Source organism: Pseudomonas sp. GW456-12-1-14-TSB6 (assembly GCF_059424205.1).
Genome location: NZ_JBWKZE010000008.1, coordinates 92321 through 107063, shown reverse-complemented (window position 1 = coordinate 107063; position 14743 = coordinate 92321). Strand labels below are relative to the sequence as shown.

The following is a 14743-nucleotide window of genomic DNA, read 5'->3' as shown; positions in this document are numbered from 1 at the left end:
CAGGCTTGCTATGGATCCGTCCACTTGCGCAACCACCAGCGCATCCGGGAAATCGGCTTGCCATCGGCATCCAGCGGCCGCCCGTCCTCGGCAAATCCTTGTTCCGGTTCCATCAACTGTCCATTCAGATAGCGCGCATCCACCGCCGGTTTGCCATTGGGATGAAACCGTTGATAGCGCCCCTCACGCACGCCATCGCGATAGAACTCGGCCTCCGCTACTTTCCCGTCGGGAAAGTAGTTGAATGCCTCGCCATGCAACAGCCCGTGGCGGTAGGTGGCCTTGCGCTGTAACCAGCCCTCGGGTGCGTAGAAACTGGCGATGCCTTGCAGCTTGTCGCGCACGAACGGCATCTGCGCCGAGACCTTGCCGTTGGGGTGGTAGAGCAGGGACGTGCCCTGCAATTCGCCCTGGCTGTAATTCAGATCTGCCTGCGGGCGACCGTCATCCTTGATATTCAACGGGCCGTCGAGCTGGCCGTCCTGCAGACGCCCCTTGAGGTGTTTGTCGTCCTGCTGCAGGTCCAGCAGTGTGATTGCCATGGCTTCTCCTTGTCAGTTGACCTGTACCAGTCCGCCCTTGATGGTCAGCATGCCGCCGCCGTCCACGGTCTGTGAAGCCGCGCCCTTGTTGGTCAGGCTGATACCGGCGTCGTTGGTCAGCGTCGTCCCGGCCTTGTTGTCCAGCGAGGTACCGGCCTGATTGGTCATGGCGGTGCCGGCCTTCTGGGTGATCGAGGTGCTGGCCGAAGTCGCCAGATCCGCGCCGCTCTTGATCGTGAAGCTGCCGCCACTTTGCAGGGTGAGGGTGCCGCTGACCTTGATCGTCAGGTTGCCATCCACCGTCAGGCTGTAATCACCGGTGACCTTGTCGGTGTAGTTGCCGCCGGTACTGTGGTTCTGGTCGGCGCCGACCTTCACGGTGCGGCTGTCCTTCACATCGAGGCTGTCGCTGCCGGTCTGGATGGTCACGCTGCGTTTGCCTTTCTCCAGCGTCACGGTTTCATCGCCGTCCTTGACCGTGCGGGTGCGGGCGTTCTGTACCGTGAGGGTTTCGTCATGGCCGACGGTGGCGGTGGTGTCGTTGAGCACGTTGATCTTCAGATCTTTCTGCGCTTGCAGGAACACTTCTTCGGCGTCTTTCTTGTCCTCGAAACGCAGCTCGTTGAACCCGCCGCCACCCTTTGAAGATTGAGTCTTGATCCCGGACTGGGTCTGGTTCGCCGGCAAGGCATAGGGCAGGGCGTTGTCGCCGTTGTACACGCAACCGGTGACCAGCGGCCGGTCCGGGTCGCCGTCGATGAAGGTCACGATGACTTCCTGACCGATGCGCGGCACAAACTGCATGCCGAAACACTTGCCGCTCCAGGGCAGCACCACGCGCACCCAGCAGGAACTGGTTTCATCGTTCTTGCCGTCGCGATCCCAGGGGAACTGCAACTTGATCCGGCCGTATTCGTCGGTCCAGATTTCTTCGCCGGACTTGCCGACGACGATGGCGGTTTGTGGATGCATGCGCGGTTTTGGTGTGAGGCGTTGCGGACGAAATGGCGTGGCCTTGGGGATCGCTTCGAAGCGATTGCGATAGCTTTCGTGGCTGACGTCGTGGGTCACCCGAGTGATGACCCAATCGATGTTCAGGGTCGCATCTTCGTGGCCGTCGAGGGTGAACCAGTGACCCGGAATCAGCCAGCGGCAGTCGCTTTCGCCGACGAAACGTTTCTCTTCACTGCGCAAACCGTCGACCCGCTGCTTGGTCAACGCATCGCCCCGAGCCTTGGCGTTGTAACCGCCGGGATGTTCATAGATCGAACGCGGCCCGGCCACGGCTTCGGCCTGCCCGTATAGCGAAGTGGTCGGCGTGGTGAATTCGTAATCCGTTGCCTTGTACACGCCGGCCACCGCTTGCAGACACACCTGGCCTGAGCGGATGCCGTGCAACTCACGCTCACCCATTTGCTGGCCCAGATACTTGACCTTCGGGCCGTTGGGGATCTGCACGAATGCATCGTTGCTATCACCCAGCACCAGCGTGTGCTTACCCTCGTCGTGGGTGAAAAACCAGAAGATGCCTTCCTCCTCCAGCAGCCGCGAGACGAAGGCGAAATCGGTCTCGCCGTACTGCACGCAGTATTCGCGTGGGGTGTAGCTGCCGGTCAGCGACAGCTTGAAGTCGGTAAAGCCGTGGGCCTTGAAAATCGTCGTGACGATGTCCGAAGTGGCGAGGTTCTGGAATACGCGGTTGTTGCTGGCCAGGGTCAGCCACCAAAGCCATGGCCTCAGAACCAGCTGGTAGCGCTCGGCGGTCGCGTCGGCGGGGAGCTGGCGGATCTCGGCGACCAAAGCGTCGAAGGGACGGAGCTGGGCGTCGTTGTGCAGGGTGGTGGTAACGTGGGTGGCGATGGCACTGGTCAGGGTGAGGGAGGTACCGTCGTTGAGGCCGTTGAGGGTTTGCGAGCCCAGAACGTTCAGCGCTTCGTCGCCGGACAGCGAATCAGGGTAAAGCGCCGACAGCGAGGTGCCGGTGAGGGAGAGGGTGGTGTTGCTGTCGGTCGGACGTGGCATCGAATCGTCTCAATATGGAAAGCAGTTGAAGACCAACCGGGCCTGGTACCGAGTCAGGATCCGATTCCCAGTTTTACGTTCGGATCCAGAATCACTCCATTGCCAATCATTTGATAGATCCGTGATCGTTCACTCTGTGGCAGTTCTTCCAGAGGTACTCCATACCATTTCATGGCGATGTGATTTGCGACGTTCTGATATTTTTTAGTCGACGCTGTAAAACCTTCCCGAAGCCTTTTTTGTTCTCTCGTTTCGATGAGGAAGGACAGGACGGGTAGTTCATTTTTCAGTAACTTGGTGATCGCTTCGTGGAGGTTTTCGGGACTGGTCAAGTCAAGCGGGTCCACAGTGTTGAACGGGGAGTTCGTAAAATCCTGGCCGACCTTGTTGCGATCGAACAGGAAGTCCCAGGCCGTTATGACGTCAGCCCAACGGTCACCGGGATCGACTTCAATCACTGAGGAAGCCAAGGGTTTGTAATGCTCCACCATCGGTATGTCGTGCGGGATGTCCAGATCATGTTTCATTTGCAGCAACATCTGTAACTGAATGCGATGGGATAGCTCACCATGCTCGGGATTGATCGTAGGATCTTTGAATGGGGCACCGCGGTCGGTGAGTTCGGCGAATTTTTTGCGGCTCAGAACACCGAAAATAGTCAAAGGGGTGGTAAATCGTTCCTGCTGCTCCTTGATTCGGAATACGCTGTCGAGCACTTTTTTCGGTTTGGTGAAACCGACTGGCGGGTTGGTATACAGCTCTATCTGTTCAACCGGTTTCAGTGTCAGATCCTTGAAATGAAGTTTGACACTCTGCTGCAGGTCGCTTTCGATCTTAAGCAGGTATTGCTTGTATTTGGCTTGTTTACTTAACGCCTCGACACCACTGGTCAGAAACCCTTCGAAGTGTTGATGCTGGCGAAAAGCAGTTCCAAACAGACCACCAAGTACATATTTGCCGGACATAATTCCTCCTTGATGACGGCTGAGAAAATGGAGTTAATCCAGTTCTTCTATATGAATAGCACTGGACGCTGACGGAGCTATGGAAATTGCCGGAGTAGTGTCTGTTGCCGAAGACATTAAAAAAGGAAACGTGTGGCTTTCGGGGAAAAGGTATTGCGTAGGATCAACCCAGTCCTTGCTTTCGCTTTCGTCATGACTCTGATGAAACCGTATTTTCAGTTGGGTCAGCTTGCCTGTGCACTTCAGGCAACATGCTTTGGAAACGCCGATATACCTCGGGTTCAGAGGGATTTCTGCCATCTCGTGATACCGGATCAGCTGCATTTCGGCATGGAACGTGCGGTCGAGATCACCTTTTCTGTTGGGTATGAACAGGAACTTGGAAGGGTGTATTGAGAAGGTGAGGCCTAACATATAGGAAACCCGTTCAATCTGATTCCAGAAACGCTGTTTTTTGGAAAGTTCCAGTCGATACTTTTTCTTCTGCCAGAGGGTTGGCCTTTTCGGCAAACTCAGAATTGCCGCGGTGGCTGCGAGAATGTCTTCTTTTCCGTTTCGATCACTGAACAGATCATTTGCCGCTATGTAAATTTGATCTCCATCCGAGCTGACAGCGACGCAAGCCGAGTTCATGTACTTGGTTTGTGAGTAGGTTCCGGTAAACATGAACCGAAGCGAAAATTTGGCAATGAGATCGAGTTTTTCAGGGGAGTAAGGCATTTTTATTGCTCCAGTTTTTTATCAGGTCATTCCAGAACCCACTCCGCCAATTTCCCCGTCACCTGCGTCATCAATACGTTCTCGACATCCCGCGCCCCGGCCGCGCTGCATTTGGCGAGCACCGCTTTCACAATTCCCGAATCAAACTCGAACTGCTTGCCGGTCGCTGCCTTGTAGCGACCACGCAATTTCTCCAGCTTCGCCAACACAATCCCTTCCAGCGTCTGCTCATCCAGCGGCCGATACGCAACGACGGTCATGCGCGCCAGAAACGCCGGGCGGAAGGCTTGCAGGAGGACTTTGTGCAGTGCTTCGTTGAACGCTTCCGAGCCGAGTTGTGCAGTCGGTGTATCGAGCAATAACTCAGCGCCGACATTGCTGGTGGCGAGCATCACGGTGTTCTTGAAATCCACTACCAACCCGGTCCCGTCTTCCATCAAGCCCTTGTCGAACACGTTGTAAAACGCTTCCAGCACATCCGGGTGCGCCTTCTCGATTTCATCCAGCAACACCACCGAATACGGCTTGCGCCGCACGGCTTCGGTGAGCACGCCGCCACTTCCATAACCAACATAACCGGGCGGGGCGCCCTTGAGCTGGCTGACGGTGTGGGCTTCCTGGTACTCGGAAAGATTGATGCTGATCAGATTGCGTTCGCCGCCATACAACGCGTCGGCCAGCGCATACGCGGTTTCGGTTTTGCCAACGCCCGTGGGGCCGACCAGCAGGAACACACCGACCGGTTTCTGCGGATCGGTGAGCCCCGCACGATAGGCCTGCAATCGTTGGGCGATGGTATTGAGCGCAGTGCTCTGGCCCATCACTCGCTGGCCCATGCGTGTGCCGAGAGTGCGCACGGCATGGGCTTCGTCGGCGAGCATTTTGCCGACGGGGATGCCGGTCCAGCCGGCGATCACGGCGGCGACGGTTTTGCCGTCGACCTGCTCGGGCACCAGCGGATCGTCCTGACGGATCGCATCGAGTCCGGCTTCCAGGCGCAGCAGTTCGGCGGCAAGGTGGTCGATGCGACTGTCGATGGCTTCGTCGGGCTTGTCGCTGTCGGCGCTTTCGCTCAATGCCAGCAACTCGCGGCGAGTGTCGAGCAGTTCGCGCACGGCGACGCGCTCCTCGCCCCAACGGGTTTCCAGTTCGCGGATGGCCTGGACGTTGGTCTTCGATTCACTTTCCAGCAGGGTAATGCGCTCGCGGTGATCGAGCCCCGTGGCCTGTTCCCGGCGCAGACGTTCGACTTCTTCTTTGAGGCTTTGCTGACGATGGCGCAGGCTCTCCAGCGGTGGCGGCACGTCGTGCTGGCCGAGGGCGACCCGGGCGCACGCGGTATCGAGGACGCTGATGGCCTTGTCGGGCAACTGCCGACCGGAGATGTAGCGATGGGAGAGTTTCACCGCTTCGTGGATTGCCGCATCCAGCACCTGCACGCCGTGGTGCTGTTCGAGTTTGGCGGCGACGCCACGGAGCATTTCCACGGCGGTGATTTCGTCCGGTTCTTCCACCTGCACCAGTTGAAAACGGCGGGCGAGGGCCGGGTCTTTCTCGAAATATTTTTTGTATTCCATCCAGGTCGTGGCGGCCAGCGTGCGCAATTCACCTCGGGCCAGCGCGGGTTTGAGCAAGTTGGCCGCGTCGCTGCCGCCTTCGACACCGCCAGCGCCGATCAACGTGTGGGCCTCGTCGATGAACAGGATGATCGGCTTGTCGGCGCTGCGAACCGCGTCGATCACACCTTTGAGCCGCTGTTCGAATTCGCCTTTGACCCCCGCCCCGGCCTGCAACAGACCGAGATCGAGCACCCGCAAACTGACGTCCTGCAACGACGGTGGCACATCCCCGGCGGCGATGCGCAGCGCCAGACCTTCGACCACGGCGGTTTTACCTACGCCCGGTGCCCCGACCAGAATCGGGTTGTTCTGCCGGCGCCTCAGCAGAATGTCGATGCACTGGCGAATTTCACCATCGCGACCGACGATCGGGTCGATGCGCCCGGCATGGGCGTCGGCAGTCAGGTCCTGGGTGTATTGATCGAGCACCGAGTCTTGCCGTGGCGTTGAACTCCCCGAAGATACAGAGCGCGGGCCAACGTGCTCGCGGGAGTTTTCTGTCCACTCCAGCAGATTCGCGCGCAGGGCTTCTTTCGGAATTCGCAGCAATGACGACGCGCTGTTGAGCAGCAAACTGCGGCGCTCGTCACGGTCGATCAACGCCAATAAAAGCAGCCCGGAACGAATGCTGTCGATCCCCAACACACTGGCCTGTACCACGGCGTCTTCCAGCAATCCCAGGGTGTGCGAAGACAGCGCTGGTGTGCGGGTGCTGCCAGCCTTGAACAGGTCCAGCGCCTTGTTGATTTCCGCCGTCAGCGCATCCCGTTCCAAGCCAAAACGCGGCAGCAGAAACGCAAAATCGCCGCCCTCGATATCCAGCAACTCCAGCAACAGATGCTCGATCTCGACAAAGTGATGCCCGCGCTGCAAGCATCGTTGCGCGGCACGTTCGAGGGCGCGGCGGTTGTCCGGGTTGAGGCGTCCGATCAGGCTGGCCAGTTCCATTTCAGGTGATCTCCAGCTGACGCAGGCGGGTTTCGATCCGTTGTACGGCCAGGCTGGTCTGCCGTTGCAGGCCACCGTTCCAGCTCAACAGGGCCGGGGTTTGTCGGCCGAGTTGCAGTGGCCCCGCACCGCGCACCAGCAGCACCAGTTTCACGTCCAGATCCGGGCCGAAATACAGCGCAGCGAGGCTCGCCAGTGCCGGATGCGTCTCGCCGTCCGGTAGAAAACGTCCGGCCTGCGCCGAAGACAATGGCCCGAGCGTCAGGCGAATCCCGGCGTGTTCATCCCACACCCGAGTACCGGCGACAGCGCTGCGGCCGAGTTGCAGATTGCGTCCGCCGGCCTTCATGACGCTGCGGCTGGCGCGTGGAATCTCACGCCACGCCCCTTCATAAGCGCTCAGTTCCACCGCCACGGTAAACTGCTCACGGACAATCGCCGCGAACCCCGCCAATGACCGGCGGCCATCGGCGTACAACGCGGTGCATGCCAGAACGGCGCAGTCGGGAATCGCCTGGCGCTCTTGCAGGGATTTGGGCAATAACCCGGTCAGCGCCCGCAGTTGCGCCTGCACCGGCGAAGCGCCGGGCGTGGTGAAACCGAGGGCGATCCGGTGTTTGCGCATCACCTTGTACAGCAGACTCAGCAACCGATGCTGGAACAGGTCGAGGAACTCGGCGGGCGCATGATCCTTGGCTCGTGCCCGTTGTTGCAGCCATTCCTGATAGGCGTAAGGCAGCGGGCCGTCGGGGCCGCCGAGGCCGAACATCGGCGAGTTCAGGGTCAGCGGTTCACCGGGGTTTTCCTCCAGGCTTTCGATCTGGCTGGCGGCGAACAACGGCGTCAGCGGCCCGCGCAATTTCAGCGCTTCGGCCTGTGGCGATGTACCCGTACCAAGGGAGTCGGCCTGGGGTTGTTCGCGCTCCAGCAACAGCAACGCCTGCAACCATTCGAACGCCTGCGGATCACGGCGCAGGCGCTGGCTCAGGGTCAGAGCGACAGGGGCATGCCGGCTTGGGGTTGCCATGTCTTGACCTCCTTGTCTGCCTGCATGAGCACCGTGCGCACAAAGCGATTGGCCGTTGCGTACACCGAAAAGAACTGCGCGAGCACCGCCGAGAACAACACCGCGCTGCTGCCGACGAAATGCTGTGGATCAAGCTGCAATTGCACTTCAAGCCCGTTGCGCCAGCCGCGCCAGGCATCGGCGCCGACATGTCCGATCACTCGTTCACAACCGAGGCTCAGCAGACCTTCAATCTGGCGCAGGGCGCTGGCCTCATCGCGCAGGTTGTGCAGGGTCAGGATTTCCTTCAGCGCATCCAGCGCCTGGGGCCCTTCGACCAGTGACAGATGATTGAGGGTCAGTTGCGACACCAGCCGCCAGCGCGAATCACCGTCCAGACGCGGTAGGCTCTGCGGGCTCGATGGATTGCGCAGGCGTGCCCATGCCACCGGGCCCGGCCGTTCGAAACCCAGCGGCGTACCGGCGGGCAGGCTCTGGGCCAGATGCCGATTGGTGCAGAGCAATTCGGCGGTCAGGCTGTAATCGGGCAGGTCGGTCTGCGGTTCGAAACGGGTGTCGACGATGCTGACCAGAAGATCGCTGCCGAGCCGGTTCGGCGTCTGTCCGTTGACCCGTCGCGCATGCCAGTAACGTTGCCGGTCACCGCTGCTGTGCTGGCTGCCGTAGTACGCCGGCAGCCGTTGCACACCGCTGGCGGAACTGGCGCGGATGCTACGAATGCTGTGGATTTCGACGCTGTTTTCCCGGTGGCTGTCGGCGATCAGTCGGTATTCGCTGCGGGTGCCGTCCGGGCGCAGCGGCTCCGAAGTGCGCGGAAACAGGTTGATCACCGGTGCGCAACCCAGCGCGATATCGCTGGCCTGCAAGTGCAAGCGGCCGGCCGGGGCCCGATCAAAAACGATGTAGAGATACAGCGTCTGGCTGTCACTCGACACGCCGGACAGTGGCAGATCAAAGAAGTGGAATTTATCCGGGAACGCGAAGTACTCGGCCAGCAGACGCATGCCCGGATGCACGCCGTCTTCGTCCGGCAGCAGCACCTCGTCGTCGGCGAAACCGACGATCTTCGGCAGGCCTTTCACGCTGGCAGGAGTGCTCCCGGGCGAGCCGGCCAACACTTGCACCGCGTGGGCGCCGAGCAAGTCATAAAGGCTGGCGTTGACCACCGGTGACGCGGCCAGGTGAATGCGCAAGTGGTCGATGCCAAGCTCCGACCACTGGCTGTCGCCGAGACTACGCAGGCTCAGGCGTAGCGCCGAGCGGGACTGCGCAACGCCAGTCAGCGCCTGCGCTTCATCGCTGCCGAGCAACAAGGCTTCGCTGATTTCGACCGGCCACAACCGCACAGCGGCGCTGGTGCGAAAGTGAATGCTTTCGCCCTTGCTGGTGGTGACGAACAGCGGCGTGTCCCGGGGCAGGGGATAGCCGCCGTCGAGGTTGCCCTTGCTCGGATCCGGCTCGAACTGGACGATGGCGCAGGACGGCAGCGGGCGCATGGCCAAGGGATAAAGCTGTTCGAGCAATGCGTCGCTGAACTCGGCGTAGTCGTCATCCAGCCGCCGTTGCAGACGTGCGGCGAGCAGGGCGAAACCTTCCAGCAATCGTTCGACATGCGGGTCCGGGCATTCGCCGGGAGACAATTCCAGACGTCGCGCGACTTTCGGATAACGCTCGGCAAACTGTCCGCCGGCGTGTCGCAGCCAGGTCAGTTCGCGCTGGTAGTAGTCAAGTAGTTGCGGGTCAATCGAGTCGCTCATGGCGCACCTCCAGCCCTTCATTGCCGGGCTCGATGACAAAGGCCACCGGCCAGTGCTGCGAGCCGCTGCGCAACTCGCCGAGCAGGCGAATGCTCAGGCGCTGCGGATGCTCGGGCAGGGGATTGACCTGAACCTCGCCGAGCAGCAGACGCGGTTCGAAATGGGTGACGGCTTCGCGAATGTCCCGCGCCAGCCGACGACGGTCATCGCTGCGCTGTTGTTGCAGGGCGCTCCAGTCGGCGATGCCGTAATCGATGACGCTGGGCGGGGAGGTCAGGGTGCGCGGGCCACGGCGAGTGTTGAACAGGCGCGCCAGTTCGGTGTGCACCGAATCGAGCAGGTCCTGGCGATCGAACACCTGCACGACGTCCGTCTCGCTGGACGCGATGCGTTCGAACAGCGGCGGGAGAATGCCCGTGCCTGCCATGGCCGTTGCGTCCGGTTACTTGCTGGCCTTGTTCGCCGCCAGGTCCCAGACCGTGCCGGCGGTGCCTTCCTTGGTGCCGTCGTCCTTTTGCGCGGTGAGTTCCCATTTGATTTTGGTGAAGTTCAGGGAAAGCGTCTCCACCGGTTTGCCACCGGTGCCGCCACTGACGCTGACGTTAGAGATCACCACGTTGGTCAAGGTGTAGATGATGAACGGCATGATCTGCCCGCTGCCTTCGGCGGCGTTGCGACCGATGGTGATCTTGGCTTCCGGGATCGGCTTGCCGGCGCAGCAATACTCGTTGAGCGAGGGGGTCGAACTGTCAATGAATTTGGTCAGGGTAAATTCACCGATGTGCGGCCGGCCGGAGGTGCGCTCCGAGTTGCTGACGTCGTTGGTCACCTGCATCGCCACGTTGTGGCTGTAGGACATGACTTCGATCTTGTCCTTGTAACCCTCGAGCAGGCTGTCGCCTTTGATGTCGCCGCCGAGGTCGAGAATGATTGCATCCATCGCTTGAAACTCCTGAAAGGTGTCGTGCCAGGCAAACGGGGGAGCGCCCGCAGGAAAAACCTGGGGGCGCAGACAGGTCAGGCTGCTACCGGAGGCGGCAGGGTCGCGACCAGACGGATCGATGCGGTCAGCTCTTCAAGCTGAAAGTGCGGCCGCAGGAACACCGTTGCGCGATAGGCACCGGGCTTGCCGGCCACTTCGGTGACGTCCACCCGCGCTTCACGCAACGGGTATTGCGCCTTGATTTCCTGCGGTGCGTTGTCGTTGATCAGTACGTAGTCGGCGATCCAGTTGTTGAGATAGGTCTGGACGTTGTCGCGGGTCATGAAACTGCCGACCTTGTCGCGCATGATCACCTTCAGGTAATGGGCGAAACGCGAGGCCGCGAGCACGTACGGCAACATCGCCGAGATCCGTGCGTTGGCGTTGGCCTCGTTGGTGTTGTAGACCTTGGATTTGTTGGTGGTCTGGCCGCCGAAAAATACCGCGATGTCGCTGTTCTTCTTGTGGCACAGGGCGATGAAACCGAGGTCGTTGAGTTCCTTCTCGCGGCGGTCGGTGATCGCCACTTCGGTCGGACATTTCAGCGACAGATCACCGGAACTGGTGCGGAAGGTGTGCGCCGGCAGGCCTTCGACTGCGCCACCACCTTCAGCGCCACGGATCGCCGCGCACCAGCCGTATTTGGCAAAGGCCTCGGTGATGCGTTGCGACAGTGCCCACGCGGCGTTGCCCCACAGGTATTTGCTGTGGTCGGTGCCGTTGGTGTCTTCGACGTAGTTGATGCCTTCCACCGGCGAAGTGTCCGGGCCGTAAGGCAGGCGCAGCAGGAAGTGTGGCAGCACGAGAGAGACGTAGCGTGAGTCTTCGCTTTCGCGGAACGAGCGCCACTTGATCAGCTCCTGGCTCTCGAACACTTTCGACAGGTCACGCGGAACGGCCAGTTCGGTGAAGCTGTTCATGTCGAACAGGCGCGGGCTGGCGGCGGCAATGAACGGCGCGTGGGCAGCGGCGGCGACGTTCGACAGTTTCTCCAGCAGGCCGATGTCCTGCGGGTGACGGCCGAAGGTGTAGTCACCCACCAGCAGACTGAACGGGTGGCCACCGAAGGTGCCGTACTCCTCTTCATAGATCTTTTTGAACAGCGCGCTCTGGTCGAACTCGACGGCTTTTTCCAGATCGTTCTGCAGCTCTTTCTGGGTCACGTTGAGCAGGCGCAGTTTCAGCCGGGTGCTGGTTTCGGTGTTCTGTACCAGCATGTGCAGGCCACGCCAGGACGCTTCGAGCTTTTGCAGGTCCGGGTGGTGCAGCACTTCGTTGAGCTGGGCGCTGATCAGCTCGTCGATCTGGCTGATGCGGTCGTTGATCATCGCCACAGTGTCCTTGTCGATGGCCATGCCTTCGTCGAGTACCTGGGTGGCGAATTCCGCGAGCATGTCGCGGGCGTAATCCTGCTGACTGTCGTCATGGGCCATGCGGCCCTCGGCGATGATTCGGTCGAGCAGGGATAAAGTCTCGGCAGCAGCATTTTCGCTGGCTTGATTCTGGGCGGCGGCGGGCATGGCGAATTCTTCCTCGGTCAGGTGGACGATCAGGCTTGCGGTTCGGCCGGAGCTTCGGCATCAGCGGCCGGGACAGCGGTGTCCGGGCGGGCCGACTTGATTTCCTGCAAGCCTTCGGTGTTGGCGATGACGTCGCGCAGCAGCTTGTCCAGATCGTCATTGCCGTCGAGTTTGGTCAGTAGATCGCGCAAGCGCTGGCGGGCTTCGAACAGGCGCCGCAGCGGCGTGACTTGCTCCACCACCTTGACCGGGTCGAAGTCGTCGATGTGCTTGAAGTTGAGTTCGATATTGAGCTTGCTGTCGTCGCCGCTGAGGGTGTTGTTGACTTGCAGCGTGGCGCGGGGGGCGATGGAGGCGAGGACGTCGTTGAAGTTGTCGCGGTCGATTTCGGTGAAACGGCGTTCGGTCAGTTTCGCCAAGGGTTCGAGCGGCTTGCCCGAGAGGTCGGCCAGGATGCCGACCACCAGCGGCAATTCCTTTTTCTCGATGGCATTACCGATTTCGACGTCATAGGTGATTTGCACGCGGGGCGGGCGAACCCGGTCGAGCTTGTGCTGGGTACTTTCTGCCATGTCGGCGGACTCCGATGCGATGAGCGGGCGCAATGCATCGGGGAGGCCCGTTCATCGCTTTCCCTTGCTGGACCACAGGTTAGAAAGGGTGGCAGATGACCTGTCGTTCCTTTGACAAACCTTCCTCATTCGGCTGTAGGAACCGAACTACCCAAGACGCTAGAACAGGTCTATAAAAATGCAAGCGAAAAACTTTTTTGGACTGACTGGCGAAAAGGAAAATTCATTTTGTCTGCACGACTTTTTCTAACAATCGGGTTTGCGCTGCTCGCCGGTTGTTCGTTTTTCGGGCCGAAAGTCGATCTCGACAGCCTGACCCTCGACGTCGCCCCCAAGGCCAATGACGACACCCCGATCGCCGTGGATTTCATCGCGGTCAACGATCCGGATCTGCTCAAGCAATTGTCGGGCATCAGTGCCCGCCAGTGGTTCGCCGAGCGCGAGCAGTACCAGCGCGACTATCGTCAGCTGATGAGCGTGTGGGGACTGGAGCTGGTGCCGGGGCAATTCATCGACCGCCAGCCGTTCCCTTTGGGGGGCAAGCGGGCGGCTGGACTTTTGGTCTTCGCCAGCTATAACACTCCCGGAGCGCACCGCCTGCGGCTGGACGATCAGAGCGACGCATGGCTCAAGTTCGACAGTCGCGAGATGAGCCTGGTCAGCAAGGAAAACTGAAACACACCGTCCGCCGCCGGTTCGCGGTGCAGTCGAAGGGAGTCGTATGAGTCTGCTACCTGACGCGGTCTGCTGGCATGAAGGCATGCAATTGCTGCCCCAGCATTTTCAGTTACAGGGCCTGCGGGCCGAGGCCCTTGGAGCGCATCTGGCTCAGTCGTGCAATCCGTGGTTCTTCGGCGTCAGCCACATGGAGTTCGACCCGTCGGCGATGAGCGCCGGGGTGGTGCGGGTGCTGTCGTTACAGGGGACGATGCCGGACGGTCTGCCGGTCAATCTGCAAGTCGGCGTCGACCCGACGCTGGAGCTGGACGTCGCTGCCGCGATCGACGCCACGGAGGATGCGACGGTGACGGTTTATCTGGCGATCAGTCCGCTGTGGCGCGCCGGCCAGTTGTTGCCGCTCAAGGGACGTTTGCAATCGGTGGTCGGCGAGGCATTGCCGGATCTCACCAGCGGTGAATTTCCTGAATCGATCACGGTGTGGCGTCCCAATCCACGGCTGTGCACGCAACTGAACAAGGCCGATTCGATCTGCCTGCCGCTGCTGAAAATCCGCAAGGAGGGCGGCGGTTTCCTGCCATTGCCGTATACGCCGCCGACACCGGTCCTGTTGCCGGAATCCCCATTGGGTCGGCGGGTGGCCGGGCTCTGCGCGCGGGCACGGGAGAAGTGCCTGTTTCTCGGCGGGCGATTGCGCCAGGCGCAACAGGCCGGCAATCAGGATGACGCGCTGGAAATCCGTCGGCAGATGACGGCGTTGTGGGCGCGGTTGCCGGAAGTGGAAGGGGCGCTGATCAGCCGTGTCGCTCATCCGCAAAGCATTTATGTGCAACTGCTGGGACTCGCCGGTGCGTGGTCGGCGCTGGACCCGCTGGCGGGCGTACCGGCCTTTGCGCCACTGGATTTTCTCGAATTGCAGCGCGGTTACGAACCGCTGCTCGACTGGCTGGAAAACACCCTGGAGCTGATCCGCGCCGGTTACCGCAGCATCGCATTCGAGCGCGGCGAGCAGAGTTTTTCCATTCAGTTGCCGGACGAGCAACCGAGCCAGCGTCTGGTCATCGGCCTGCGCATGCCCAACGGCGCCAGCGAGCAGGCGGCCGACGAATGGCTGCGCGGCGCGATCATCGCCTCGGCTCCGCACATTACCTTGCTCAGCCGTCAACGCATGAGCGGTCTGACGCATCAGGCCATGAGCCGCAGCGAGCAGGTGGCCTACAGCGTCGGCGACGACACCCGGTTGTTCGTGGTGACCGCCGAAGGTAGCTGGTTCGATGCGCAACTGCCGCTGATGATCGCCGCGCCGGCCACCCGGCTGACCAGCAGTCCGTGGCAAGTAGTGTTGTTTGTCGCCCAGAACAGTGAACGTGCCTGATCACACAAGGAACGTC

13 protein-coding genes are annotated in these 14743 nt (G+C 60.7%); 2 read left to right on the top strand and 11 right to left on the bottom strand.

What is annotated here, in order from left to right; genetic code table 11:
* Nucleotides 1-8: 8 nt before the first annotated feature.
* From AC07Y2_RS09790 to tssB, 11 genes are all read right to left on the bottom strand, one after another.
* Nucleotides 9-542 (bottom strand): toxin-antitoxin system YwqK family antitoxin, encoded by a 534-nt coding sequence (locus AC07Y2_RS09790; RefSeq protein ID WP_103385962.1) that lies wholly within the window; start codon nucleotides 540-542, stop codon nucleotides 9-11.
* A gap of 12 nt (nucleotides 543-554) precedes the next feature.
* Nucleotides 555-2564, bottom strand: coding sequence for a type VI secretion system Vgr family protein (locus AC07Y2_RS09785; RefSeq protein WP_103385963.1), 2010 nt, complete (start codon nucleotides 2562-2564; stop codon nucleotides 555-557).
* 53 nt (nucleotides 2565-2617) lie between these two features.
* Nucleotides 2618-3529, bottom strand: a complete 912-nt coding sequence (locus AC07Y2_RS09780; protein ID WP_039767179.1) for a LirA/MavJ family T4SS effector — start codon at nucleotides 3527-3529, stop codon at nucleotides 2618-2620.
* 33 nt (nucleotides 3530-3562) lie between these two features.
* Complete coding sequence (locus tag AC07Y2_RS09775; RefSeq protein WP_039767177.1) at nucleotides 3563-4249, bottom strand: nucleic acid/nucleotide deaminase domain-containing protein; 687 nt, start codon at nucleotides 4247-4249, stop codon at nucleotides 3563-3565.
* Nucleotides 4250-4275: 26 nt separating this feature from the next.
* Nucleotides 4276-6816 carry a type VI secretion system ATPase TssH gene (gene tssH / locus AC07Y2_RS09770; protein ID WP_103385964.1) on the bottom strand — a complete coding sequence of 847 codons (2541 nt, stop codon included), beginning with the start codon at nucleotides 6814-6816 and terminating at the stop codon, nucleotides 4276-4278.
* Nucleotide 6817: 1 nt separating this feature from the next.
* Nucleotides 6818-7843 (bottom strand): type VI secretion system baseplate subunit TssG, encoded by a 1026-nt coding sequence (gene tssG, locus AC07Y2_RS09765; RefSeq protein ID WP_103385965.1) that lies wholly within the window; start codon nucleotides 7841-7843, stop codon nucleotides 6818-6820.
* Nucleotides 7807-9600: a type VI secretion system baseplate subunit TssF gene (tssF, locus tag AC07Y2_RS09760; protein WP_103385966.1), complete on the bottom strand. Its 1794-nt coding sequence runs from the start codon at nucleotides 9598-9600 to the stop codon at nucleotides 7807-7809. Before tssF ends, tssG begins: the two co-directional genes overlap by 37 nt.
* Complete coding sequence (tssE, locus tag AC07Y2_RS09755) at nucleotides 9584-10027, bottom strand: type VI secretion system baseplate subunit TssE (protein ID WP_074688781.1); 444 nt, start codon at nucleotides 10025-10027, stop codon at nucleotides 9584-9586. The genes tssF and tssE overlap by 17 nt, the downstream gene beginning before the upstream one ends.
* Before the next feature lie 15 nt (nucleotides 10028-10042).
* Nucleotides 10043-10540: an Hcp family type VI secretion system effector gene (locus AC07Y2_RS09750; protein ID WP_025111453.1), complete on the bottom strand. Its 498-nt coding sequence runs from the start codon at nucleotides 10538-10540 to the stop codon at nucleotides 10043-10045.
* Nucleotides 10541-10617: 77 nt separating this feature from the next.
* A complete protein-coding gene (gene tssC, locus AC07Y2_RS09745; protein ID WP_039767165.1) occupies nucleotides 10618-12102 on the bottom strand; it encodes a type VI secretion system contractile sheath large subunit in 1485 nt (494 codons plus the stop codon).
* A gap of 29 nt (nucleotides 12103-12131) precedes the next feature.
* A complete protein-coding gene (tssB, locus tag AC07Y2_RS09740; RefSeq protein WP_007958861.1) occupies nucleotides 12132-12674 on the bottom strand; it encodes a type VI secretion system contractile sheath small subunit in 543 nt (180 codons plus the stop codon).
* A 228-nt stretch (nucleotides 12675-12902) separates the two neighbouring features.
* Here tssB and AC07Y2_RS09735 point away from each other — a divergent pair, with 228 nt between their 5' ends.
* Together AC07Y2_RS09735 and tssK are read left to right on the top strand one after the other, a co-directional pair.
* Entirely contained in the window at nucleotides 12903-13349 is a 447-nt protein-coding gene (locus AC07Y2_RS09735) for a hypothetical protein (protein WP_039767163.1), read from the top strand.
* A 46-nt stretch (nucleotides 13350-13395) separates the two neighbouring features.
* Nucleotides 13396-14727 carry a type VI secretion system baseplate subunit TssK gene (gene tssK, locus AC07Y2_RS09730; protein ID WP_039767161.1) on the top strand — a complete coding sequence of 444 codons (1332 nt, stop codon included), beginning with the start codon at nucleotides 13396-13398 and terminating at the stop codon, nucleotides 14725-14727.
* Nucleotides 14728-14743: the final 16 nt, after the last annotated feature.